The organism is Streptococcus sp. HMSC071D03 (assembly GCF_001812125.1).
GTDB classification, from domain to species: Bacteria; Bacillota; Bacilli; order Lactobacillales; family Streptococcaceae; genus Streptococcus; species Streptococcus pseudopneumoniae_N.
Map to the genome: position 1 here is coordinate 27,353 of NZ_KV807734.1, position 23,585 is coordinate 50,937.

18 protein-coding genes and 1 pseudogene are annotated in these 23,585 nt (G+C 41.3%); 13 read left to right on the plus strand and 6 right to left on the minus strand.

Annotated features, from left to right (window positions below; all coding sequences use genetic code 11):
• Window positions 1-16: 16 nt before the first annotated feature.
• From nt5e to HMPREF2837_RS04010, 5 genes are all read left to right on the plus strand, one after another.
• Window positions 17-2,191 (plus strand): cell surface ecto-5'-nucleotidase Nt5e, encoded by a 2,175-nt coding sequence (gene nt5e, locus HMPREF2837_RS03990; RefSeq protein ID WP_049548551.1) that lies wholly within the window; start codon window positions 17-19, stop codon window positions 2,189-2,191.
• 244 nt (window positions 2,192-2,435) lie between these two features.
• Entirely contained in the window at window positions 2,436-2,876 is a 441-nt protein-coding gene (gene adcR, locus HMPREF2837_RS03995; protein WP_049548547.1) for a zinc-dependent transcriptional regulator AdcR, read from the plus strand.
• Window positions 2,876-3,580 (plus strand): metal ABC transporter ATP-binding protein, encoded by a 705-nt coding sequence (locus tag HMPREF2837_RS04000; RefSeq protein ID WP_049548546.1) that lies wholly within the window; start codon window positions 2,876-2,878, stop codon window positions 3,578-3,580. The genes adcR and HMPREF2837_RS04000 overlap by 1 nt, the downstream gene beginning before the upstream one ends.
• Window positions 3,573-4,379 carry a metal ABC transporter permease gene (locus tag HMPREF2837_RS04005; RefSeq protein ID WP_049548545.1) on the plus strand — a complete coding sequence of 269 codons (807 nt, stop codon included), beginning with the start codon at window positions 3,573-3,575 and terminating at the stop codon, window positions 4,377-4,379. Before HMPREF2837_RS04000 ends, HMPREF2837_RS04005 begins: the two co-directional genes overlap by 8 nt.
• 8 nt (window positions 4,380-4,387) lie before the next feature.
• Entirely contained in the window at window positions 4,388-5,890 is a 1,503-nt protein-coding gene (locus HMPREF2837_RS04010) for a zinc ABC transporter substrate-binding protein AdcA (RefSeq protein ID WP_049548544.1), read from the plus strand.
• A 143-nt stretch (window positions 5,891-6,033) separates the two neighbouring features.
• Here HMPREF2837_RS04010 and HMPREF2837_RS04015 read toward each other — a convergent pair whose 3' ends face one another.
• Window positions 6,034-6,891, minus strand: coding sequence for a 5'-nucleotidase, lipoprotein e(P4) family (locus HMPREF2837_RS04015; protein ID WP_049548543.1), 858 nt, complete (start codon window positions 6,889-6,891; stop codon window positions 6,034-6,036).
• A 428-nt stretch (window positions 6,892-7,319) separates the two neighbouring features.
• On the opposite strand from HMPREF2837_RS04015, the gene HMPREF2837_RS04020 reads away from it, so the two are divergent.
• The 3 genes from HMPREF2837_RS04020 to HMPREF2837_RS04030 all read left to right on the plus strand — a co-directional run bounded on the left by HMPREF2837_RS04020 (window position 7,320) and on the right by HMPREF2837_RS04030 (window position 15,441).
• Window positions 7,320-10,931, plus strand: coding sequence for a DNA-directed RNA polymerase subunit beta (locus HMPREF2837_RS04020; RefSeq protein WP_049548542.1), 3,612 nt, complete (start codon window positions 7,320-7,322; stop codon window positions 10,929-10,931).
• A 32-nt stretch (window positions 10,932-10,963) separates the two neighbouring features.
• Window positions 10,964-14,626, plus strand: coding sequence for a DNA-directed RNA polymerase subunit beta' (gene rpoC, locus HMPREF2837_RS04025; protein WP_075230669.1), 3,663 nt, complete (start codon window positions 10,964-10,966; stop codon window positions 14,624-14,626).
• A gap of 251 nt (window positions 14,627-14,877) precedes the next feature.
• Entirely contained in the window at window positions 14,878-15,441 is a 564-nt protein-coding gene (locus HMPREF2837_RS04030) for a sugar O-acetyltransferase (protein ID WP_007554540.1), read from the plus strand.
• A gap of 137 nt (window positions 15,442-15,578) precedes the next feature.
• Here HMPREF2837_RS04030 and HMPREF2837_RS04035 read toward each other — a convergent pair whose 3' ends face one another.
• Together HMPREF2837_RS04035 and HMPREF2837_RS04040 are read right to left on the minus strand one after the other, a co-directional pair.
• The gene (locus HMPREF2837_RS04035; RefSeq protein WP_049548540.1) at window positions 15,579-16,262 is read right to left on the minus strand and encodes a DUF4956 domain-containing protein; all 684 of its coding nucleotides are present in this window, start codon (window positions 16,260-16,262) and stop codon (window positions 15,579-15,581) included.
• A pseudogene (locus HMPREF2837_RS04040) lies at window positions 16,255-17,031 on the minus strand (polyphosphate polymerase domain-containing protein). Before HMPREF2837_RS04040 ends, HMPREF2837_RS04035 begins: the two are co-directional and overlap by 8 nt.
• A gap of 207 nt (window positions 17,032-17,238) precedes the next feature.
• Between HMPREF2837_RS04040 and HMPREF2837_RS04045 the strand changes: the two are divergent.
• The 4 genes from HMPREF2837_RS04045 (at window position 17,239) to HMPREF2837_RS04060 (ending at window position 21,064) form a co-directional block, all read left to right on the plus strand.
• On the plus strand, window positions 17,239-18,465 hold the full coding sequence (locus tag HMPREF2837_RS04045) for a carbohydrate-binding domain-containing protein (protein ID WP_049548550.1): 1,227 nt from the start codon (window positions 17,239-17,241) through the stop codon (window positions 18,463-18,465).
• 135 nt (window positions 18,466-18,600) lie between these two features.
• Window positions 18,601-19,317, plus strand: a complete 717-nt coding sequence (locus HMPREF2837_RS04050) for an ABC transporter ATP-binding protein (protein ID WP_021144116.1) — start codon at window positions 18,601-18,603, stop codon at window positions 19,315-19,317.
• Between the two features lies 1 nt (window position 19,318).
• On the plus strand, window positions 19,319-20,401 hold the full coding sequence (locus tag HMPREF2837_RS04055) for an ABC transporter permease (RefSeq protein WP_006154045.1): 1,083 nt from the start codon (window positions 19,319-19,321) through the stop codon (window positions 20,399-20,401).
• Window positions 20,402-20,440: 39 nt separating this feature from the next.
• Window positions 20,441-21,064: a TetR/AcrR family transcriptional regulator gene (locus tag HMPREF2837_RS04060; protein WP_049508119.1), complete on the plus strand. Its 624-nt coding sequence runs from the start codon at window positions 20,441-20,443 to the stop codon at window positions 21,062-21,064.
• Window positions 21,065-21,226: 162 nt separating this feature from the next.
• Here HMPREF2837_RS04060 and HMPREF2837_RS04065 read toward each other — a convergent pair whose 3' ends face one another.
• The 3 genes from HMPREF2837_RS04065 to HMPREF2837_RS04075 form a co-directional block, all read right to left on the minus strand.
• The gene (locus HMPREF2837_RS04065) at window positions 21,227-21,430 is read right to left on the minus strand and encodes a CsbD family protein (protein ID WP_006153995.1); all 204 of its coding nucleotides are present in this window, start codon (window positions 21,428-21,430) and stop codon (window positions 21,227-21,229) included.
• Window positions 21,431-21,546: 116 nt separating this feature from the next.
• The gene (locus tag HMPREF2837_RS04070; RefSeq protein ID WP_006154046.1) at window positions 21,547-22,179 is read right to left on the minus strand and encodes a DUF421 domain-containing protein; all 633 of its coding nucleotides are present in this window, start codon (window positions 22,177-22,179) and stop codon (window positions 21,547-21,549) included.
• Window positions 22,176-22,628 (minus strand): DUF3290 family protein, encoded by a 453-nt coding sequence (locus HMPREF2837_RS04075; protein ID WP_049548539.1) that lies wholly within the window; start codon window positions 22,626-22,628, stop codon window positions 22,176-22,178. The genes HMPREF2837_RS04070 and HMPREF2837_RS04075 overlap by 4 nt, the downstream gene beginning before the upstream one ends.
• A gap of 188 nt (window positions 22,629-22,816) precedes the next feature.
• On the opposite strand from HMPREF2837_RS04075, the gene HMPREF2837_RS04080 reads away from it, so the two are divergent.
• Entirely contained in the window at window positions 22,817-23,581 is a 765-nt protein-coding gene (locus tag HMPREF2837_RS04080) for a nucleoside phosphorylase (RefSeq protein ID WP_049548538.1), read from the plus strand.
• Window positions 23,582-23,585 lie beyond the last annotated feature (4 nt).

A 23,585-nucleotide genomic window follows, 5' to 3' on the forward strand; every position in this document is an offset into this window, starting at 1 on the left:
AGAAATGGATTTCAAAATGAATAAACGTGTCCTATCGACAGCCCTATTAGCTCCAGCCTTTTTAGCTGGACAAGTCTATGCTGAAGAAAATACTAGTTCTTCAGAAGTTACAGAAGTTGTGAGCGCTGCAGAAGCACCAGTAGTAGCGACTCCTGAGGTTATTACAAGTCCAGCAACGCCAGCTGAAGAAGCTACACCTCAAAAAGAAGAACAAGATACTGTTATCTTGCACACCAATGACGTGCATGGTCGTATCGTAGAAGAAAAAGTAGTAATCGGAGATGCCAAACTTGCGACAGTTATTGAGAAGGAGCGAGAAAAGGGCAACCAAACGACTCTAGTAGTGGATGCAGGTGATGCCTTCCAAGGTCTGCCTATTTCAAACTCTACAAAGGGTGAAGCTCGTGCCAAAATCCTAAATGAGATGGGCTACGATGCTATGGCTGTAGGAAATCATGAGTTTGACTTTGGACTTGACGAAGCTAAAAAATACAAAGAAATCTTGAACTTCCCACTGCTTAGCTCAAATACTTATGTAAATAGAGCTCGTCTATTTGAAGCAGCAACAATTGTTGATAAGAACAAGAATGTTGAAGGTGATGAGTTTGTCGTCATCGGTGTGACAACACCTGAAACAGCTACTAAGACCCACCCTAAAAATGTTAAAGGCGTAACCTTTACAGAACCTATTGCAGAGGTTAACAAGGTTATCGAAGAAATTCAAGCTAAAGCCTTGGCAGAAGGCAAAGACTACAAACACTATGTTGTTCTCGCTCACTTGGGAGTCGATACAACAACACCTGTAGAATGGCGTGGTTCAACACTTGCAGAAGCACTTTCAAAAAATCCTCTTTTGAAAGGTAAGCGTGTTACAGTGATTGACGGTCACTCTCATACAGTAGAATCGACTACCTATGGGAACAATGTGACCTACAACCAGACAGGAAGCTATCTCCATAATGTCGGAAAAATCACTTACAAATCTCGACAATTATTGGGAAATCCAAGCCAGGTACCTGCTGCAGATGCTAAGAAATTAGAAGCCAATCCAAAGATTGCAGCCATGGTCAAAGAAATCAAAGAAAAATATGATGCTGAAAATGCTGTAGAAGTTGTTTCAAATAGCCCAGTTGAATTGAACGGTGTCCGTGAAAATGTTCGTGTCCGTGAAACTAACCTTGGAAATGTCGTCGCAGATTCTCTCTACCAGTATGGTCAAACAGGATTTAGTCATCCAACAGATATTGCTGTGACAAATGGTGGAGGCTTGCGTGAAACAATTGCCAAGGATAAACCAATTACAAAAGGAAATGTCATTGCAGTCTTGCCATTTGGAAACACAATCTCACAAATTCAAGTAACTGGTCAGCAAGTTCTGGATATGTTTGAAAAATCACTCGGCTCTATCTTGCAGGTTGATAAGGCAGGAAAAACTGTCTTGGATGAAAATGGTCAACCATTGCTAGAACCAAGTGGTGGATTCTTACAGATTTCAGGAGCCAAGGTCTACTACGATACAAACCTAGTCGCAGGTAAACGCGTCTTGGCTATTCAAGTGAAGAATCGTGCAACTGGTCTTTATGAAAAACTAGATTTGGCGAAAATCTACTACCTAGCAACCAATGACTTCCTTGCAGCAGGTGGTGACGGTTACACCATGCTTGGTGGTGCCAGAGAAGAAGGCCCTTCAATGGATGCTGCCTTTGAAGATTACCTTAAAACAGCTGATTTGACTCAGTATGAAAAGGTAAATCCAAATTCACGCACGATTTCTGTGGATTCAAAAACATTTAAACTGCCTGAAGATCAAGGTAAAGAGCAAGATCCAGCTAAACCAGAAAAAGATCAAGCAATAATTCCTACTCAACCAGGAAAAAATCAGAGAACAACTCCGGCTAATTCAGGAAATGATGCAACTAAGCCAGGAAAAACTCAAGAGACAACTCCAGCTAAAACTGAGAAGGACTCAGCAACAAAAACAACTCCATCAGGAAAAAATCAGGGAACAACTCCTGCTCAAACATCAACTGTAAAAGTTGATTATAAGGTTGCAGATAAATTTGCCAACAAGACAGTCGTATCAGAAAAATTACTTCCGAATACAGGTAGTGAACAATCTATTTTCATGATGCTATTGGGTATGATTCTTGGAGCGACAGCCCTCTGGACTAGCCGCAAACAAGAAAAATAATTCTAAAAGATGAAAACATCTCAGGTGTTTTCATCTTTTTTCTTGACTCCTTACTTGGATGTGATATACTTAACTAGTAAAGGAATGGTGTGATACTCAATAAAAATCAAAGAGCAAACTAGGAAGCGAGACGCGGGCTGTACTTGAGTACGCCAAGACGAAGCTGACGTGGTTTGAATTTGATTTTTGAAGAGTATGAAAACCTTGTATTTATAGAAATTCCGTTCTAAGAAAGGAGCAAATCATGAGACAGTTGGCAAAAGATATCGATCAATTTTTAAACGAGATTATTTTAAAGGCGGAAAATCAGCATGAAATTCTCATTGGTCATTGTACCAGTGATGTAGCCTTGACCAATACCCAGGAGCATATTCTCATGCTTTTATCAGAGGAGTCGCTAACCAACTCTGAGTTAGCGCGTCGTCTCAATGTCAGTCAAGCTGCCGTTACCAAGGCTATCAAATCCTTGGTCAAGGAGGGGATGTTGGAGACATCTAAGGATCCCAAGGATGCTCGCGTTATCTTCTATCAATTGACAGACTTGGCACGACCAATTGCTGAGGAACACCACCATCATCATGAGCATACCCTCTCGACTTATGAGCAGGTTGCCACTCAGTTCACACCAAACGAACAAAAAATTATCCAGCGGTTTTTAACTGCTTTAGTAGGAGAAATCAAGTAATGAGATACATCACAGTAGAGGATTTGTCCTTCTATTATGACAAGGAACCTGTTCTTGAGCATATCAATTACAGTGTTGATAGTGGGGAATTTGTCACACTGACAGGAGAAAATGGAGCAGCTAAGACGACTCTTATCAAAGCTAGTCTAGGTATTTTACAACCGAGAATTGGGAAAGTAACCATCTCAAAGACAAATATTCATGGGAAAAAATTAAGAATTGCCTATCTTCCTCAGCAAATTGCTAGTTTCAATGCAGGCTTTCCAAGTACCGTTTATGAATTTGTCAAATCAGGTCGCTACCCAAGAAAAGGTTGGTTCCGTCGTTTGAATGCCCATGATGAAGAACACATCAAGGCTAGTTTAAACTCAGTTGGCATGTGGGAACATCGGGATAAACGCATTGGTTCTCTCTCTGGTGGGCAAAAGCAAAGAGCGGTCATTGCACGTATGTTTGCTTCAGATCCAGATATCTTTATCTTGGATGAACCAACGACAGGGATGGATGCTGGCACCAAAAATGAATTTTATGAGCTCATGCACCATAGTGCCCACCATCATGGCAAGGCTGTTTTGATGATTACTCACGATCCTGAAGAAGTCAAGGATTACGCAGATCGTAATATCCACCTTGTTCGTGACCAAGATTCGCCATGGCGTTGCTTCAACGTCCATGAAAGTGATCAGGAGGTGGACCATGCTTAATCTACTGTCTTATGATTTTATGCAGCGAGCCTTTTTGGCAGTTATTGCCATGAGTCTCTTTTCACCAGTTCTTGGAACTTTTCTAATCTTGCGCCGTCAAAGTCTCATGAGCGACACTCTCAGTCACGTCTCGCTTTCGGGTGTTGCCTTTGGCTTGGTTTTGGGGATTTCTCCGACCATCTCAACTATTGCTATTGTCTTGATTGCGGCGGTCTTTCTTGAATACTTGCGTACGGTTTATAAGAGCTTTATGGAGATTGGGACAGCCATTCTCATGTCTACAGGACTTGCAGTTTCACTTATTGTGATGAGTAAGGGCAAGAGTTCTAGTTCGATGAGTCTGGATCAGTATCTTTTTGGTTCTATCGTGACCATTAGTCAAGAGCAGGTCATTGGGCTCTTTGTCATTGCGGCGGTTGTTTTAATCCTGACCTTCCTCTTTTTAAGACCCATGTATATTCTAACTTTTGATGAGGATACAGCTTTTGTAGATGGTCTTCCAGTGCGTACCATGTCTATTCTCTTTAACATGGTAACGGGTGTGGCTATTGCCCTCATGATCCCAGCAGCGGGAGCACTTTTGGTATCGACTATCATGGTCTTGCCAGCTAGTATCGCTTTGCGTTTAGGGAAGAACTTTAGTTCGGTGATGATTCTTGCCAGCGTTATTGGTTTTCTAGGCATGGTGGCAGGACTTTATATTTCCTATTATGCAGAGACACCACCGAGTGCAAGTATCACCCTTATCTTTGTAGTTGTCTTCTTGTTAGTCAGCTTACTCAAACGTTTTATCAAATAGGAGAAAAAATGAAAAAACTAGGCCTACTTTTGGCAAGTCTCGTGACGGTATTCTTAGTGGCTTGTTCCAATCAAAAACAGGCAAATGGGAAATTAAATATCGTCACAACATTCTACCCTGTCTACGAATTTACCGAGCAAGTAGCAGGCGATACAGCCAATGTCGAGCTCTTGATTGGGGCAGGGACAGAACCACATGATTATGAACCATCTCCTAAGGCAGTCGCTAAAATCCAAGACGCCGACGCCTTTGTGTATGAGAACGAAAACATGGAAACTTGGGTTCCCAAATTGTTAGATTCCCTAGATGCGAAAAAAGTAAAAACAATCAAGGCGACTGGGGATATGTTGCTTCTTCCAGGAAGTGAAGAAGAGGAGGACCATGACCATGGTGAAGAAGGTCATCATCACGAGTATGATCCTCACGTCTGGTTGTCTCCTGCGCGTGCCATTAAGCTTGTAGAGCACATTCGTGACAGTTTATCAGCTGACTATCCTGATAAAAAAACAACCTTTGAGCAAAATGCAGCTGCCTATATCGAGAAATTGCAAGCTCTGGACAAGGCCTATATTGAAGGACTTTCTAGCGCTAAACAAAAGAGTTTTGTGACTCAGCACGCTGCCTTTCGTTATCTTGCCTTGGACTACGGACTCACTCAAGTCTCTATCTCTGGGCTTTCGCCAGATGCGGAACCCTCAGCAAGCCGCTTGGCAGAATTGACCGAATATATCAAGAAGAACAAGATCTCTTATATCTACTTTGAAGAAAATGCCTCACAAGCTCTAGCTAATACTCTTTCAAAAGAAACAGGAGTTAAGTTAGACGTTCTGAATCCTCTGGAAAGCTTGACCGAAGAGGATATGAAGGACGGCGAGAACTATATCTCTATCATGGAGAAAAATCTCAAGGCCCTCAAGCAAACAACTGACCAGGCAGGGGCAGAAATTGAGCCAGAAAAAGCTGAGGAAACTAAAACAGTTCAAAATGGTTACTTTGAGGATGCAGATGTTAAGGATCGCACCTTGAGTGACTATACTGGTAACTGGCAGTCTGTTTATCCTTTCCTTGAAAATGGTACTCTTGATCAAGTCTTTGACTATAAGGCTAAATTGACTGGCAAGATGACCAAGGATGAGTATAAAGCTTACTATCAAAAAGGTTATCAAACAGATGTGACCAAGATTAACATTACGGATAACACCATGGAATTTATCCAAGGCGACCAAAGTAAGAAATATACTTACAAGTATGTTGGCAAGAAAATCTTGACTTATAAGAAAGGCAATCGAGGTGTTCGCTACCTCTTTGAAACGACAGATGAAAACGCTGGACAATTTAAGTATGTTCAGTTTAGCGACCATAATATCGCACCAGTTAAGACTGGACATTTCCATATCTTCTTTGGAGGCACGAGCCAAGAAGCCCTCTTTGAAGAGATGGATAATTGGCCAACCTATTATCCAGATGGCTTATCTGGTCAAGAAATTGCCCAAGAAATGTTGGCTCATTAAGATACGAATCACATGATAAAAGCGGACAGGAAAGTTTTCTGGTTATCAGAATCCTCTCTTGTCCGCTTTTTTTGAGTTTTGTAAGTTAAAGAGCCATTGTCCCTATTTATGTGCTTATAAATTTATTCAGTTTCAAGCTTACTTTATTTGTCAAAGCCTTGTAAAGTTTTTTCGCGTTCTTCTACTTGTCCCTTGGCATCTAGTTTGTTACCACCGTAAACTGCTGTTTCCCATGATCCATACATTGGATTTGGGAAGATGATGAATTTTTCGCCAAATTCTTTTTGCAATTCTTCAAGTTGTTTGTCACGATCAGCTTCAGAAGTTTTAGAAAAATCTGCAAAGTCTACAAGGTTATCACCAAATAGTAACACAAGATTTGTTTTTTCTTGAACAGCTTGGCGACGACCTTCTTTAGATTTTACACCACTCTCTAGGAACATGAGATGGTCACGTCCCTGTACAGGGATACCTTCATTTTCTAGATTTTTAATGGTAGCATCTACTTGGTCAACTGAGCGGTCAGAAATATAGTAGATTTGGACACCATTTTGATCGGCAAACTGAAGAAAATCTTTAGCACCTGGGACGGCTTTAGCTGCAGCTTTTTGGACCCAAACATCCCAATTTTCAGGTGTGAATGCTGTTCCATCTTTGACATTTTGAACTTGGTAAGGACTGTTGTCTAAGACTGTTTCATCCAAGTCCAAAACAATCGAATAAGGCTTGTCTGATTCTGTTTTCAGTAATTCCTTTAGACGATCTGTAGCAACATTATAGCCTTGTAGATACAAAGCTTTTGTTTCAGCTGCTTTTTGATACCAGAGAGTTGACATGGTATTTTCTCTAGACCGTAACTGGTCGTAAGTCATTGTAATCTGATTGTCAGATGAGTTATTAGCGGATGTTTGTGTTTCTGTGGATTTTGTAGCGCAACTGGTCAATAAGATGACAGATGCAAGTGCAGAAACGACTGTAACAGTGGTTTTAGCTGTTTTCATAAAATGTCTCCTGTCTATTAATTTCAATAACAGTATAGCATGAGGAAATAGTTAAGGCAAGCGTTTTCCTAAATATGGACTTAGTTTTTCAAAGAAAGATGCTGATAATTAACGGATTTAAGGAAGAGAAAAATCTTTAAAAGACCTTGAAAAATCTAGCTAAATAGGGTATAATATGAATAATCATTTGTCGTAGGTTTTGTCTGAAATATTGTCCGGACAAGGCTCACAGCAGTTAAATCTTCTGAAAAAGTCAGATTTAGCTGCTCTTTTTGTGCTTTTTTTCAGGATTTCGAACATTTGTAACAAAGACTTAAAGATTCTGAAAATTCATCAAGAGGACACGGTGATAGGGGTTTTACAACCATATGACGATTAGAAAGGCCTAGACGACTAGGCTTGAAACTTTATTTTAAAGGAGAATCATCTTGGCAGGACATGACGTTCAATACGGGAAACATCGTACCCGTCGTAGTTTTTCAAGAATCAAAGAAGTTCTTGACTTACCAAATTTGATTGAAATTCAAACTGATTCATTCAAAGATTTCCTAGACCATGGTCTGAAGGAAGTATTTGAAGATGTATTGCCGATTTCAAACTTCACAGACACAATGGAGTTGGAATTTGTTGGATATGAAATCAAGGAACCAAAATACACGCTAGAAGAAGCTCGTATCCACGATGCTAGCTACTCAGCACCTATCTTTGTAACCTTCCGCTTGATTAACAAAGAAACTGGCGAAATCAAGACACAGGAAGTCTTCTTTGGTGACTTCCCAATCATGACTGAGATGGGTACCTTCATCATCAATGGTGGTGAGCGTATCATCGTATCACAGTTGGTTCGTTCTCCAGGTGTTTACTTTAATGATAAGGTAGACAAAAATGGTAAAGTGGGCTACGGTTCAACTGTAATCCCTAACCGTGGAGCTTGGTTAGAGCTTGAAAGCGACTCAAAAGACATCGCCTATACTCGTATCGACCGTACTCGTAAGATTCCATTTACGACCTTGGTTCGTGCGCTTGGTTTCTCAGGTGATGACGAAATCTTTGATATCTTTGGTGACAGCGACCTTGTTCGCAACACTGTTGAAAAAGATATCCACAAGAACCCAATGGACTCTCGTACAGACGAAGCCTTGAAAGAAATTTACGAACGTCTTCGTCCAGGTGAGCCTAAGACTGCTGAAAGCTCACGTAGCTTGCTAGTGGCTCGTTTCTTTGACCCACGTCGTTATGACTTGGCAGCAGTTGGTCGTTACAAAATCAATAAAAAACTCAATGTTAAAACACGTTTGCTCAACCAAACTATTGCAGAGCCATTGGTAGATCCTGAAACTGGTGAAATCTTGGTAGAAGCTGGGACAGTTATGACTCGCAGCGTTATTGAAAGTATCGAAAGTCATTTGGATGGCGACTTGAACAAGATTGTCTACATTCCAAATGATGCTGCTGTAGTAACAGAGCCAGTTGTTCTTCAAAAATTCAAGGTTGTTGCACCAACTGACCCAGACCGTGTTGTAACAATCATCGGTAATGCAAATCCAGATGATAAAGTTCGTATTGTAACACCTGCAGATATCTTGGCTGAGATGAGTTACTTCCTAAACTTAGCAGAAGGTATTGGTCGTGTGGACGATATCGACCATCTTGGGAACCGTCGTATCCGTGCGGTTGGTGAATTGCTTGCTAACCAAGTACGTCTAGGACTTTCTCGTATGGAACGTAACGTTCGTGAACGTATGTCTGTTCAAGATAACGAAGTACTAACACCACAACAAATTATCAATATCCGTCCAGTAACTGCAGCAATCAAAGAATTCTTTGGTTCTTCTCAATTGTCACAGTTCATGGACCAACACAACCCGCTTTCTGAGTTGTCACACAAACGTCGTTTGTCTGCCTTAGGACCTGGTGGTTTGACACGTGACCGCGCTGGATATGAAGTGCGTGACGTGCACTACACTCACTATGGTCGTATGTGTCCGATTGAAACACCTGAGGGACCAAACATCGGTTTGATCAACAACTTGTCTTCATACGGACACCTCAACAAGTATGGTTTCATTCAAACACCATACCGTAAGGTTGACCGTGAAACAGGCAAAGTAACCAACGAAATCGTCTGGTTGACAGCCGATGAAGAAGATGAGTTCACAGTAGCGCAGGCTAACTCTAAATTGAACGCAGATGGCACTTTTACTGAAAAAGTTGTCATGGGACGTCACCAAGGGGTTAACCAAGAATATCCAGCATCAAGCGTTGATTACATGGACGTTTCTCCTAAGCAGGTAGTTGCCGTTGCGACAGCATGTATTCCTTTCTTGGAAAACGACGACTCCAACCGTGCCCTTATGGGAGCCAACATGCAACGTCAGGCTGTACCATTGATTGATCCCAAAGCACCTTACGTTGGTACTGGTATGGAATACCAAGCAGCCCACGATTCAGGAGCTGCAGTTATTGCACAACATGGTGGTAAGGTTACCTATGCAGATGCTGACAAGGTAGAAGTTCGTCGTGAAGATGGTTCATTGGATGTTTACCACATCCAAAAATTCCGTCGTTCAAACTCAGGTACTGCCTACAACCAACGTACTCTCGTAAAAGTTGGCGATATCGTTGAAAAAGGTGATTTCATCGCTGACGGACCTTCTATGGAAAATGGAGAAATGGCGCTTGGACAAAACCCAATCGTTGCCTACATGACTTGGGAAGGTTACAACTTCGAGGATGCCGTTATCATGAGCGAACGCTTGGTTAAAGATGATGTGTATACATCTGTCCACCTTGAAGAATACGAATCAGAAACACGCGATACAAAGCTTGGGCCTGAAGAAATCACTCGTGAAATTCCAAACGTTGGTGAAGATGCCCTTAAAGATCTTGACGAAATGGGTATTATCCGTATCGGTGCTGAAGTTAAAGAAGGGGATATCCTTGTAGGTAAAGTAACGCCTAAGGGTGAGAAAGACCTTTCAGCTGAAGAACGACTCTTGCACGCTATCTTCGGAGACAAATCTCGTGAAGTACGTGACACTTCTCTTCGTGTACCACACGGAGCTGATGGTGTCGTTCGTGATGTTAAGATCTTTACACGTGCAAATGGTGATGAATTACAATCAGGTGTGAATATGCTGGTTCGCGTTTACATCGCTCAAAAACGTAAGATCAAGGTCGGAGATAAGATGGCCGGACGTCATGGAAACAAAGGGGTTGTCTCTCGTATCGTTCCTGTAGAAGACATGCCTTACCTTCCAGACGGAACTCCAGTCGACATCATGTTGAACCCACTTGGGGTGCCATCACGTATGAATATCGGTCAGGTTATGGAGCTCCACCTTGGTATGGCAGCTCGTACCCTTGGTATTCACATCGCAACACCAGTCTTTGACGGAGCAAGTTCTGAAGATCTTTGGTCAACTGTTAAAGAAGCTGGTATGGATAGTGATGCCAAAACGATCCTTTACGATGGCCGTACTGGGGAACCGTTCGATAACCGTGTTTCTGTCGGAGTCATGTACATGATCAAACTCCACCACATGGTTGACGATAAATTGCACGCGCGTTCAGTCGGACCTTACTCAACTGTTACCCAACAACCACTCGGAGGTAAAGCTCAGTTTGGTGGACAACGTTTCGGTGAGATGGAGGTTTGGGCTCTTGAAGCCTACGGTGCATCAAATGTCCTTCAAGAAATCTTGACTTACAAGTCTGACGATATTAACGGACGTTTGAAAGCTTATGAGGCTATTACAAAAGGAAAACCAATTCCAAAACCAGGTGTTCCAGAATCCTTCCGAGTTCTTGTGAAAGAATTGCAATCTCTTGGTCTTGACATGCGTGTCCTTGACGAAGATGACCAAGAAGTGGAACTTCGTGACTTGGATGAAGGAATGGACGAAGATGTCATCCACGTAGATGATCTTGAAAAAGCCCGCGAAAAAGCAGCCCAAGAGGCTAAAGCAGCCTTTGAAGCTGAAGAAGCTGAGAAAGAAGCAAAAGCGGAAGAAACAGAAGAAGCTGCTGAACAAGAATAAGCAGTTCACTTAGAATAGAAAGGGAAGAAATAGTGGTTGATGTAAATCGTTTTAAAAGTATGCAAATCACCCTAGCTTCTCCAAGTAAAGTCCGTTCATGGTCTTATGGAGAAGTCAAAAAACCTGAAACAATCAATTACCGTACGTTGAAACCAGAACGTGAAGGACTATTTGACGAAGTCATCTTTGGTCCTACAAAAGACTGGGAATGTGCTTGTGGAAAATACAAACGCATTCGTTACAGAGGGATTGTTTGTGACCGTTGTGGTGTTGAAGTAACGCGTACAAAAGTTCGTCGTGAACGTATGGGACACATCGAGTTGAAAGCTCCTGTATCTCATATCTGGTATTTCAAGGGGATTCCAAGCCGTATGGGCTTGACCCTTGATATGAGTCCTCGTGCACTTGAGGAAGTTATCTACTTTGCCGCTTATGTGGTGATTGATCCCAAGGATACACCACTTGAGCACAAATCAATCATGACAGAGCGTGAATACCGTGAGCGCTTGCGTGAATATGGCTACGGATCATTCGTTGCTAAAATGGGTGCCGAAGCTATCCAAGACCTCTTGAAACAAGTAGATCTTGAAAAAGAAATTGCTGAACTCAAAGAAGAGTTGAAAACAGCTACTGGACAAAAACGTGTCAAAGCTATCCGTCGTTTGGATGTTTTGGATGCCTTTTACAAGTCTGGAAACAAACCTGAATGGATGATTCTCAACATCCTTCCAGTTATTCCACCAGATCTTCGTCCAATGTTGCAATTGGATGGTGGCCGTTTTGCCTCATCTGACTTGAACGACCTTTACCGTCGTGTTATCAACCGTAACAACCGTTTGGCTCGTTTGCTTGAGTTGAATGCACCTGGTATCATCGTTCAAAATGAGAAGCGTATGCTTCAAGAAGCGGTTGACGCTTTGATTGACAATGGTCGTCGTGGTCGTCCAATCACAGGACCAGGTAGCCGTCCTCTTAAATCATTGAGCCACATGCTCAAAGGTAAACAAGGACGCTTCCGTCAAAACTTGCTCGGTAAACGTGTTGACTTCTCAGGGCGTTCCGTTATCGCCGTTGGTCCAACGCTTAAGATGTACCAATGTGGTGTGCCACGTGAAATGGCTATTGAGCTCTTTAAACCATTTGTCATGCGTGAAATCGTAGCGCGTGATATCGTGCAAAACGTTAAAGCCGCTAAACGCTTGGTGGAACGTGGAGATGAGCGTATCTGGGATATCCTCGAAGAAGTTATCAAGGAACACCCAGTGCTTTTGAACCGCGCACCGACCCTTCACCGTTTGGGTATCCAAGCCTTTGAACCTGTCTTGATTGACGGTAAAGCCCTTCGCTTGCACCCACTTGTCTGTGAAGCCTACAATGCCGACTTTGACGGGGACCAAATGGCCATCCACGTACCGCTTTCAGAAGAAGCTCAAGCAGAAGCTCGTATCTTGATGTTGGCTGCTGAGCATATCTTGAACCCGAAAGATGGTAAACCAGTTGTTACTCCATCTCAGGACATGGTTTTGGGTAACTATTACTTGACCATGGAAGAAGCTGGTCGTGAAGGTGAAGGAATGGTCTTCAAAGACCGTGACGAAGCTGTTATGGCTTACCGTAATGGTTATGTTCACCTCCACTCACGTGTTGGTATTGCAACAGACAGCCTCAACAAACCATGGACTGAAGAGCAAAAACACAAGGTCTTGCTGACAACAGTTGGTAAAATCCTCTTCAACGACATCATGCCAGAGGGTCTGCCTTACTTGCAAGAACCTACAAATGCTAACTTAACAGAAGGCGTTCCAGCTAAGTACTTCTTGCCACTAGGTGGAGATATCAAGGAAGCTATTCGCAACCTTGAACTCAACCCACCATTCAAGAAGAAAAACCTTGGAAATATCATCGCTGAAATCTTCAAACGTTTCCGTACGACAGAAACATCTGCCCTGCTTGACCGTATGAAGAACCTTGGTTACCACCACTCAACTCTTGCAGGATTGACAGTGGGGATCGCTGACATTCCAGTGGTTGAAGATAAGGCTGAAATTATCGAAGAATCACACAAACGTGTAGAACAAATCACCAAACAATTCCGTCGTGGTATGATCACAGACGACGAGCGCTACAACGCTGTTACAGCTGAATGGCGTGCAGCCCGTGAAAAATTGGAGAAACGTTTGGTTGCCAACCAAGATCCTAAGAACCCAATCGTTATGATGATGGACTCAGGAGCTCGTGGTAACATCTCAAACTTCTCACAGCTTGCCGGTATGCGTGGTTTGATGGCTGCTCCGAACGGACGTATCATGGAATTGCCAATCCTTTCAAACTTCCGCGAAGGTTTGTCAGTACTCGAAATGTTCTTCTCAACTCACGGTGCCCGTAAAGGTATGACCGATACGGCCCTTAAGACAGCCGACTCAGGTTACTTGACTCGTCGTTTGGTTGACGTTGCCCAAGACGTTATCATCCGTGAGGACGACTGTGGAACAGACCGTGGTCTCTTGATCCGTTCTATCGCAGAAGGAAAAGAGATGATCGAGTCTCTCGAAGAGCGTCTCAATGGTCGTTACACTAAGAAAACTGTTAAACATCCAGAAACTGGTGCAGTGATCATTGGTCCAAATGAGTTGATTACAGAAGACAAGGCGCGTGAAATTGTCAATGCTGGTGTGGAAGAAGTGACTATCCGTTCTGTATTTACATGTAACACTCGTCATGGTGTCTGCCGTCACTGTTACGGTATCAACTTGGCGACTGGTGATGCGGTTGAAGTTGGTGAAGCAGTTGGTACAATCGCTGCCCAATCTATCGGGGAACCTGGTACACAGCTTACAATGCGTACCTTCCACACGGGTGGGGTTGCCTCAAATACCGATATCACTCAGGGTCTTCCTCGTGTCCAAGAAATCTTTGAAGCCCGCAATCCTAAAGGGGAAGCGGTTATCACAGAAGTCAAAGGACAAGTTACTGCTATCGAAGAAGATGCTTCAACTCGTACCAAGAAAGTCTTCGTTAAAGGTGAAACTGGAGAAGGCGAATACGTGGTACCATTTACAGCCCGTATGCGTGTCGAAGTTGGAGACCAAGTTTCTCGTGGTGCAGCCTTGACAGAAGGTTCTATCCAACCAAAACGTCTCCTTGCTGTACGTGATGTCTTGTCAGTTGAAACCTACCTTCTCGGTGAAGTACAAAAAGTTTACCGTAGCCAAGGGGTAGAAATCGGAGACAAACACATTGAGGTAATGGTTCGTCAAATGATCCGTAAAGTTCGTGTCATGGATCCAGGGGATACAGATCTTCTCATGGGTACTCTCATGGATATCAACGATTTTACAGATGCAAACAAAGATGTTCTTATCGCAGGTGGAGTTCCAGCAACAGGTCGTCCAGTCCTTATGGGAATCACCAAAGCCTCACTTGAAACAAATAGTTTCTTGTCAGCGGCTTCCTTCCAGGAAACAACTCGTGTCCTTACAGATGCAGCTATCCGTGGTAAGAAAGACCATCTCCTTGGTCTTAAGGAAAATGTTATCATTGGTAAGATTATCCCAGCTGGTACAGGTATGGCACGTTACCGTAACCTTGAACCACAAGCTATCAATGAAGAGTCTTACCTAGCATCTTCTCAAGAAGAAACTTCAGTAGATACGACTGTAGAAGAAGTCGTTGAAACTGTTGAAGTAAGCGAATAAGTAGGTGTTACTTAAGATCTGAGATGAAAAGATTAATCATTCACTATAGATTCTTAAGAAGGATCCACTAGATAAAAAAGCGAACAAGGCAGAATTCTGATTGTCAGAAAACTAGCTTTGCTCGCTTTTTGTATTTAATGTTAGGTTTGCGTTCTACTCACATTTTCAATTCATAAAGAGTGACTTATTTTAACTTGCTCGAGATACAATACTATGCTACAATCATCTAAAATAAGCGAGGATGTCAAAATATGAAAACTGAATATCAAAAAATGATTGCGGGGGAACCCTATCACCCGTTTGATCCAGAACTCCGTGCCTTAGCGCAAACAGCGCGACAAAAGCAAGCAGCTTTTAATGAAGAAGTCGATCCAGTAAAAGGTATGGAAATCATCAAAGGATGGTTTGGTTCTACTGGTGAAAATCTCTACATCAACACTCGCTTGATGGTAGATTACGGGGTCAATATTCATCTGGGAGAAAATTTCTATTCCAATTGGAATTTAACTATGCTAGATGTTTGTCCTATAACCATCGGTGACAATGCCATGATTGGTCCCAACTGTCAATTTTTAACACCCCTTCACCCACTGGACCCCGACGAACGAAACTCGGGACTAGAATTTGGCAAACCCATCACGATTGGTAAGAACTTTTGGGCAGGTGGTGGTGTCATTGTCCTACCGGGTGTTACTTTAGGGGATAATGTCGTTGCAGGAGCAGGAGCGGTTATTACCAAATCCTTTGGTGACAACGTAGTTCTAGCAGGAAATCCAGCACGAGTTATCAAAGAGATTCCAGTTAAAGGAAATTAAAGGTTGTAGAAAGAGAAAGTGAAGTCTTTTTCAAAAGAGCTCTTTGAAATCGAAAAGCCTAACCAGTCTCAGTATCAAAAACTTATTGCTAGCAAAAAACGAGGTCGGAATTTTTATCCCAGCCTCGTTTTTCGTCTTTAGAGATTTTTTCTCTTTTTAGCTTTTTTAGTCAATGCCACATCGCATTGATCAATATTTTGTGTAAGATAGCTAGTCACTTGGAAATCATCGACCTCTGTTTTTAGCTCGACTTCATAGACAATGCTAAGGTTGTCCCCTGCATTTGTGCTATTGATCGTAATCATGTCAATTTCTGAGCAGAATTGGTCAAGAGCAGATTGGATAGCATCTTGAATCTTCTCTTGATTAGTTACCGTGATTGTTAAAAGTCTACGGCGTTGATTGTCAGTTTTTACCTGTTGATTTTCCAAAAGGAACCAAACACCCAAGATAAAGAGGGTGAAGAGAATAGCCAGGAAGAGATAGCCTGTTCCACAAGCCAAACCGATAATCATGGCAAGGAAAATCGCAATCAGTTCTCTTGAACCACTCGTTGCAGAACGGAAACGAATCAAACTAAAGGTTCCGGCTACGGCAATTGAAGTTCCCAAGCTCCCATTGACCAGAAAAATAACCAAGGTCATAAGGCAGGGAAGCAGAGTCAAGCTGATAGCAAATTCTCTGGTGTAGAGGGTCCGATATTTGTAGGTCCAAGTAAGTGCCAAACCGAGGACTAGACTGACTAGAAGTGCCAGCAGTAGTTGGAAGGGGTCTGCACTTGCAGTGGCGTTGTTGAAAATGGAATTAAATAGATTAAGCATAAGCGGTACCTGCGCTTTCTATACTGGGACGTGGTGCATAAGGAAGGCCATGAGATTTGTGGTAAGCACAACTGTATTTTGAAAATTTGTGCTCCATCAAACCATACTTGTCTAGAATGTCTTATAACCACTGAGGTTTGTTTCCAGGAGCTTTAATCTCCATAATCACAGTATTGTCATCTAATAGAGGAGCCCCTTGATTTCCTGCGAAGAGACTGACATTTTCATCTCTATAGATTAGATTTTGGTCAATGGTGATACGAATTTTATGATAGTCGTAGCCCTCGATGTATTTTTTTTCTTTTAATGAATAACGATCGTAGTAGATGTACATACGAGGCTTGATAGCCTGCTTGTAATCTTGGTGAAGCTTTTTCACTTTTTCAATGACGACTGTATCAGTAATACTAGCATCCAAGTGCCCTTTGGTCATAAAATTAAGGATAGAAATAGGAGTTGAGAGTAGTCTAAATTTGCGACCAACTCCTTCTTGGTCCTTAGTTTTGATTTCTAAAAATACTTGACTATCTGCTTTGGGTTGGCTGAGATAGGTCCGCATCCGAACCTTTTCTTTTCGTTTAGCTCCAAAATCATCATCTAGTAGGACATCAAAGTCTTCCGTATCAAAGTAGATATTTGAAATAGTTGAAATTGGATAGTCGTCTTCTACCGAATATTCCTTTAAATCTTGGATGAGTTTATCTAAAATTTCTTTGGAGACAATATATTTGGTTTCAATCCGTTTGAACCTTGTTTCGATTGGTTTCATAATTCCTTCTCCTCTAATCTTAGGTTATACTATTTTTAAACAAGGATGAACTTGTTTGGATAGGATTTTAAAGAGTTTATCTAAAACTTTTGTTAAATTTAACTTAATTGAAACTAAACTTAAGAAAACTTTCAGAAAAAGTTTAGGCTTCTTTTAGGAAAGATCCGTAGACTAAGAGCATGTAAAATGAAAGACGAGGAAACGGGCATGAAAGCAAAAAAATGGACATTCCTATTAACAAGTATAACAACTCTAGCACTGGTAACAGCATGTACCCAGTCAACTACAAGCACAAGCAATAGTGCAGCGACGACAACAGTAACTACCAATAAGAAAACATCTAGTTACTTTACAGATAAGGACTATGATACTTCTTATGATGAAAAAACAGCTGCAACTGTAACTTTGTCAGGATCAACGGCGACGGTATCAGGTGACGGAGTGGCCGTATCAGGATCTACCGTTACAATCTCTAAGTCAGGTACCTATGTGATTTCTGGTCAATCCGATGGCGTTCAAATCAAGATCGAAGCTGGAAGTTCTGATGATGTACATATTGTTCTAAAGGGTGTGACCATGACCAATACCAATGCTGCTATATCTGCAACATCAGCCGGTCATGTTTACCTAACTCTAGCAGATGGCACAACTAATAGCCTATCAGATTCAGCAACTAATAGTGACGAAAAAGCGGATGCAGCGCTCTTCTCTAAAGTGGACTTGACCATCAACGGTAAAGGAACTCTCAATGTAGATGGTAAGAAAAACAATGGTATCAAGGCAAATGATACACTTCACATCACAGGTGGAAGCTACAACATCACAGCAGTCGGGGATGCCTTTAATGTTAATGATGAACTCAACATTACCGGCACAACTATGACTATCGATGCCAAGGAAGACGGAGTTAAGGTCGACAATGATGAGGACACATCTGTAGGAACCATGTATCTCTCTGACAATACCATCACTGTTACTGCTGGAGATGATGGTATCCACGCATCAGGTGATTTGGTTATTGATAGTGGTACCTATACCGTTAAGAATTCTACAGAAGGGCTTGAAGGTAAGTCAATTACTATCAACGGTGGAGATATCGCCATCTATTCAACGGATGATGGTGTCAATGCAGCCAACAAAAATGCTCAACAAAGTGAAATTTTCTTCACTATGAATGGTGGGAACTTGACGGTTGAAGTTGGTCAAGGGGACACGGATCCAATTGACTCAAATGGTAATATTACAGTTAATGGAGGAACCATCAAAATGACTGGTCAAACTGGTTTTGACTTTGATGGAACAGCGACCTACACAGGCGGAGATATCTATCTCAATGGTGAAAAACAAACTGAGATTGTCAGTTCTATGCCTGGAGGCGGAGGGGCACCTGGCGGTGGCCCTCAAGGAAATGGAGGCCCTGGTGGACGACCATAAAATAAAAATCTCCTTTCTCGAAAGAGAAGGGAGATTTTTTTCAACTATCAACTTTCAACTTGACAAGTGAGTGGATACTCACTATAATAGTTTTATATTTCAAAAGTGAGTAAATACTCACCTAGGAGGATTCAAATGAAAAAATTGTTACATTTAAAAGATTTAGAAAAATCTTTTGGTCGTCAAATGGTCTTAGATCACGTTGGTTTTGATTTACAGCCTGGAGAAATCATTGGTCTAATCGGTCCATCAGGTGCTGGTAAATCAACTATGATTAAAACCATGCTAGGAATGGAAAAGGCGGATAGCGGTATCGCTTTAGTCTTGGACCATACTATGCCAAATCGTCATATTTTAGGTGATATTGGCTATATGGCTCAGTCTGATGCTCTTTATGAGGCCTTGTCAGGTCAAGAAAATCTAGAATTTTTTGGTCAGCTAAAAGGGCTATCCAAAAGAGATCTGACAGCTGAAATTGCCCATGTGGCTCAAGTTGTGGATCTGACAGAGCATTTGAATAAAACGGTATCCGGTTATTCTGGAGGAATGAAGCGACGCTTGTCTTTAGCCGTCGCGCTTCTGGGGAATCCTCAGCTCTTGATTTTGGACGAACCGACAGTTGGAATCGACCCTTCTCTTCGAAAGAAAATCTGGAAAGAATTATTCGCGCTTAGAGACAATGGGGTAGGGATATTAGTTACTACCCATGTTATGGATGAAGCAGAGTTAACGGATAAGGTCGGCTTATTATTAGGTGGAAAAATCATTGCTTTTGATACACCGCAACACTTAAAAGATAGTTATCAAGTTTCAAGTATTGAAGAAGTCTTTTTGAAAGCAGAAGGAGAGTAAGATGAGAACCATTGCTATTGCTAAAAAAGTTATCAAAGAATTGCTTCGTGACAAACGAACCTTGGCTATGATGTTTGTAGCGCCGGTATTTATTATGTGGCTGATGAACCTCATGTTTTCAGCTAGTACAACCGTGAATGTCAAGTTAGCGACACAAGATCTACCAACTGGTTTGGTAACAAAAATGGATGAGCTCGATCATGTGGACGTCGAGACTTATCAAGACTTAGATCAGGCTAAAAAAGCTCTAGCTGACGAGAAAGTAGATGCAGTCATATCGTATAAAGATGGTGAGTATCAGGTCGACTACGCAAATACGGATGCTTCTAAAACAACTATGACACGACAAGTGTTACGAACAAGTATCGTCAATGAAGGCACCGATCAGTTATTATCTCGTGTCAAACAAGCTCTTCCACAATTGAAATTAGATGAAAAGGCGCCTGAAATCAAAGAATCTTACCAATATGGAGATAAAAATACTGGATTCTTTGCACGTATGATTCCAATTTTAATTGGCTTTGTGGTCTTCTTCTTTGTCTTTTTGATTTCTGGTATGGCACTGTTGAAAGAGCGAACAAGTGGAACCTTGGATCGCTTGTTAGCAACCCCAGTGAAACGTTCTGAAATCGTCTATGGCTATATGTTGTCTTACGGTATTATTGCGATTTTTCAAACGGCAGTTGTCGTTTTAGCAGCAATTTGGCTACTAGATGTAGAAGTTGTAGGAAATATTTTAAATGTTATAATAGTTAATGTGGTACTGGCTCTTGTAGCACTAGCTTTTGGAATTCTCTTGTCTACTCTAGCAAAATCAGAATTCCAAATGATGCAATTTATTCCTCTCGTGATTATGCCCCAACTTTTTTTCTCAGGAATTATTCCATTGTCATCCATGGGAGAATGGGCTCCAACTGTGGGGAAATTTTTGCCATTAACCTATTCTGGTGATGCAATAAGCCAGATTATTCTTTACGGACACAATCTTGGTGATATTTTGTCAAATCTTGGTGTTTTAATGATTTTCTTGATCATTTTAACAATTCTCAATATTGTTGGATTGCGTCGTTATCGTAAAGTTTAGAAATCAACATAAATAATGCTAAAAAGGTGTGAAGATTGGATGGATAAGACTGTTTTTGAATCGTTTGAAGATTACTTAGAAGAAGCGAATTACCCTCAAGGAAAGAAAAAAATCATGCAGGCAGCAGTGGATCTCATATCAACCAGGAGTTACCATGGGACCTCAACTCTTCACATAGCTGAGCGTGCTGGACTAAGCCAGGCAACTTTGTTTAAGTATTTTAAGACGAAGGATGATTTACTGACGGCTATTTTACATCCTGTAGTCCCAGGCATTCTCGGTAGTTTTTTTGAGGAACTCTTAGCTTTTGAAACGACAGAAGAGAGGGTTCGTTATCTCGTCCATAATCGTATGAGCTATCTCAAAAAAAATCGTGCCTTGATGAAAATCATTCTACAAGAGAGTTTTTCAAATAAAAAACTAAAAAATGAACAGATTTTTATCTGGAATGCTATTCAAGATAAACTTCGAGTGCTTCATAAGGAATTGCTAGCAGATCCACGTGTAAATCCAGAGATAACGATTCCTCAAATGGTTCGCATCTGTATAGGTCCATTGTTAGCTTACTTCTCTCAACTATATGTCGTTGGCGTCAATGGCGAAATGAGAGAAGAGGACTTAGGCTTATTGGAAAAACAAATCTTAGGTGGTTTGTGGAAATAGGAGGAGTATAGGAATTAGTTCTTTTTGCTTTAGGTTGAGCAACACATCATAAGAAGTATTTTCTAATATTAAAAAACATAATAATTTAAAGAAAAAACTCTTATCCCTAGCATATTAACAGCTTGGAATAAGAGTTTCTTATGTTATTAGGACGAGAAAGAATTATTCTCCGTCTTTTTTAAAGATGTTTTTTACGCCAGATACTGCACCTTCGACAGCTTCTTTTGCATCTTCAGCAACTTCTTTAGCTTTTGAAGCTACCTTTTCTGCAGCTCCTTCTGTTTGAGTTTTTGTATCGCCAGTTAGTTTACCAAAGCCTTCTTTAACAGAACCTTTAGCTTGGTTGAATTTTTCTTCGATTGACATGGGGGATACCTCCGTTAATTTTTTGTATTATCTAAATTACATCAGATATTGGTTTAAGTATATACCCTTTTATGCTAAAAAGCAAAAAACTGATACGAAAAGCATCAGTTTATTTTTTAATAGGTTACAACATTCAATTGACCTTTATCATATTCAGCGATAAAGATATTTGAGACTTCTTCGAAACCTTCTTCTTTCAATTTCTCAGTTAGCCACTCCTCGGATTTGCCAATGGTTTCTAGGATTTCAACTTGGACAACACCGTCTGTGATGACTGGGTACTTAGGATTTTCGTCACCCATTCTTACGACAATTAGTTGTCCGTTTTGCTCAATCACAGCTCTCTTGACATCCTTTAATTGAAAGATTCCTTGAGCGCGCAATTTAAGAGCAACATCAGCAGCAGCTAGACCTTTTGAGCGACAGGCTTCTGGATCTAATGTTCCATTTTTAATGATAATCGTAGGTTTTCCGTCAATCAGATGTTTAATGAAGGAAACATTGGTATTCAACCATTTGAGGAGTAAAATGAGAATAGTCCAAATAATGAGGATAACAATGTATTGGATGATGGTGATAGAACTATTGTAGATAACCCCACCGATAATACCCCCGAGAACAAAGTTCTGGATTTGATCTACTGCAGAACTTGGTGCTAAATTTCCTTTACCTGTTACGTTAATAACAAAAACAAGAGAAAGTAGCCCCAAGGCTAATTTAATTGCAATCGTAGCAAAAAAGCTTATCATTTTTCAACCTCCACGAGTTCAACATCTGATTTATAGAGTTCCATTTTTTCTAATAAATAGCTATCTTGGTCAGTCCCGCTAATGGCACGATAAAAATTGTTGCCAACCTTAATAATCGCCCCATCAGTCACTGCTGATGTGTTGACATAGACCTCTTTTTTATCTACACCTAATTCTTTTGAAACGACTTCGATAAAGTTTAGGGAAGAGCGGAATTGATTATCGTTGGATTGACTGTTTTGAAGATTCGTAATGCTTATCAAAACGAATGCGATTAAGGTCAAAATAGAAATGAGCGATAATTCACGGAACTTGCTCCCTTTTTTATCTTTGAAAGCTTTAAATGCAAAAAATCCAGTCACGATAAGCAGTAAAGCTGATACGATAATCATGGCCCAATTCTGTTGACTGATCTGACTGAGCACATAGTCATAGGAATAGAATTTCATAAGATTTCTCCCTTTTTCAAATTAAATCTATTATAAGATAATTCCTAAGCTATAGCAAGTTTATTATGACGAAAAAAGCATTTAATTGTTGTTTCCTACTTAAGGTAGGTTTATTTATTGAACTTAGACCAGAACTTGACTTTCCCTTTGTATTTGATACAATAGTAAAAATTTAGAGGAGGTACTTTATGATTCAAAAACACGCTATTCCTATTTTAGAGTTTGATGACAATCCTCAGGCAGTTATTATGCCCAACCATGAAGGCTTGGATTTACAGTTACCAAAGAAGTGTGTTTATGCATTTTTGGAGGAGGAGATTGACCGCTTTGCTCAGGAAGTAGGGGCGGAGTGTGTTGGGGAGTTTGTGTCTGCCACTAAGACCTACCCCGTTTATGTCATGAGTTACAAGGGTGAGGAAGTGTGTCTGGCCCAAGCTCCTGTTGGTTCTGCCCCTGCGGCCCAGTTTATGGACTGGTTGATTGGTTACGGTGTGGAGAAAATCATTTCCACGGGAACCTGCGGGGTGCTGAGTAATATAGAAGAAAATGCCTTTCTAGTTCCAGTTCGAGCCCTACGCGATGAAGGAGCCAGCTACCATTATGCACCACCTTCTCGTTATATGGATGTGCATGTAGAAGTTGTTTCTGCTATCGAGCAAGTTTTGGAACAACTAGGTGTCCCTTACGAAGAAGTCATGACTTGGTCGACAGACGGATTTTACCGGGAAACAGCTGAAAAAGTTGCCTATCGCAAGGAAGAAGGCTGTGCTGTTGTAGAGATGGAGTGTGCAGCTCTTGCGGCAGTAGCTCAGCTTCGCGGAGCAGTTTGGGGTGAGTTGTTGTTTACGGCAGATTCTTTGGCAGATCTTGATAACTATGACCAACGCGATTGGGGTGCAGAAGCTTTTGATAAGGCGCTAGGTCTCTGCCTTGAGATTGTTAGTCATATGTGAGTAT

What these genes read in the sequence shown, in the direction of transcription:
- HMPREF2837_RS04065 (WP_006153995.1), bottom strand. Translation starts at nt 21,430, where the DNA reads ATGTCAATCGAAGAAAAATTCAACCAAGCTAAAGGTTCTGTTAAAGAA.
- HMPREF2837_RS04005 (WP_049548545.1), top strand. Translation starts at nt 3,573, where the DNA reads ATGCTTAATCTACTGTCTTATGATTTTATGCAGCGAGCCTTTTTGGCA.
- nt5e (WP_049548551.1), top strand. Translation starts at nt 17, where the DNA reads ATGAATAAACGTGTCCTATCGACAGCCCTATTAGCTCCAGCCTTTTTA.
- HMPREF2837_RS04070 (WP_006154046.1), bottom strand. Translation starts at nt 22,179, where the DNA reads ATGATAAGCTTTTTTGCTACGATTGCAATTAAATTAGCCTTGGGGCTA.
- HMPREF2837_RS04050 (WP_021144116.1), top strand. Translation starts at nt 18,601, where the DNA reads ATGAAAAAATTGTTACATTTAAAAGATTTAGAAAAATCTTTTGGTCGT.
- HMPREF2837_RS04075 (WP_049548539.1), bottom strand. Translation starts at nt 22,628, where the DNA reads ATGAAATTCTATTCCTATGACTATGTGCTCAGTCAGATCAGTCAACAG.
- HMPREF2837_RS04045 (WP_049548550.1), top strand. Translation starts at nt 17,239, where the DNA reads ATGAAAGCAAAAAAATGGACATTCCTATTAACAAGTATAACAACTCTA.
- HMPREF2837_RS04000 (WP_049548546.1), top strand. Translation starts at nt 2,876, where the DNA reads ATGAGATACATCACAGTAGAGGATTTGTCCTTCTATTATGACAAGGAA.
- HMPREF2837_RS04015 (WP_049548543.1), bottom strand. Translation starts at nt 6,891, where the DNA reads ATGAAAACAGCTAAAACCACTGTTACAGTCGTTTCTGCACTTGCATCT.
- adcR (WP_049548547.1), top strand. Translation starts at nt 2,436, where the DNA reads ATGAGACAGTTGGCAAAAGATATCGATCAATTTTTAAACGAGATTATT.
- HMPREF2837_RS04060 (WP_049508119.1), top strand. Translation starts at nt 20,441, where the DNA reads ATGGATAAGACTGTTTTTGAATCGTTTGAAGATTACTTAGAAGAAGCG.
- HMPREF2837_RS04055 (WP_006154045.1), top strand. Translation starts at nt 19,319, where the DNA reads ATGAGAACCATTGCTATTGCTAAAAAAGTTATCAAAGAATTGCTTCGT.
- HMPREF2837_RS04080 (WP_049548538.1), top strand. Translation starts at nt 22,817, where the DNA reads ATGATTCAAAAACACGCTATTCCTATTTTAGAGTTTGATGACAATCCT.
- HMPREF2837_RS04010 (WP_049548544.1), top strand. Translation starts at nt 4,388, where the DNA reads ATGAAAAAACTAGGCCTACTTTTGGCAAGTCTCGTGACGGTATTCTTA.
- HMPREF2837_RS04030 (WP_007554540.1), top strand. Translation starts at nt 14,878, where the DNA reads ATGAAAACTGAATATCAAAAAATGATTGCGGGGGAACCCTATCACCCG.
- HMPREF2837_RS04035 (WP_049548540.1), bottom strand. Translation starts at nt 16,262, where the DNA reads ATGCTTAATCTATTTAATTCCATTTTCAACAACGCCACTGCAAGTGCA.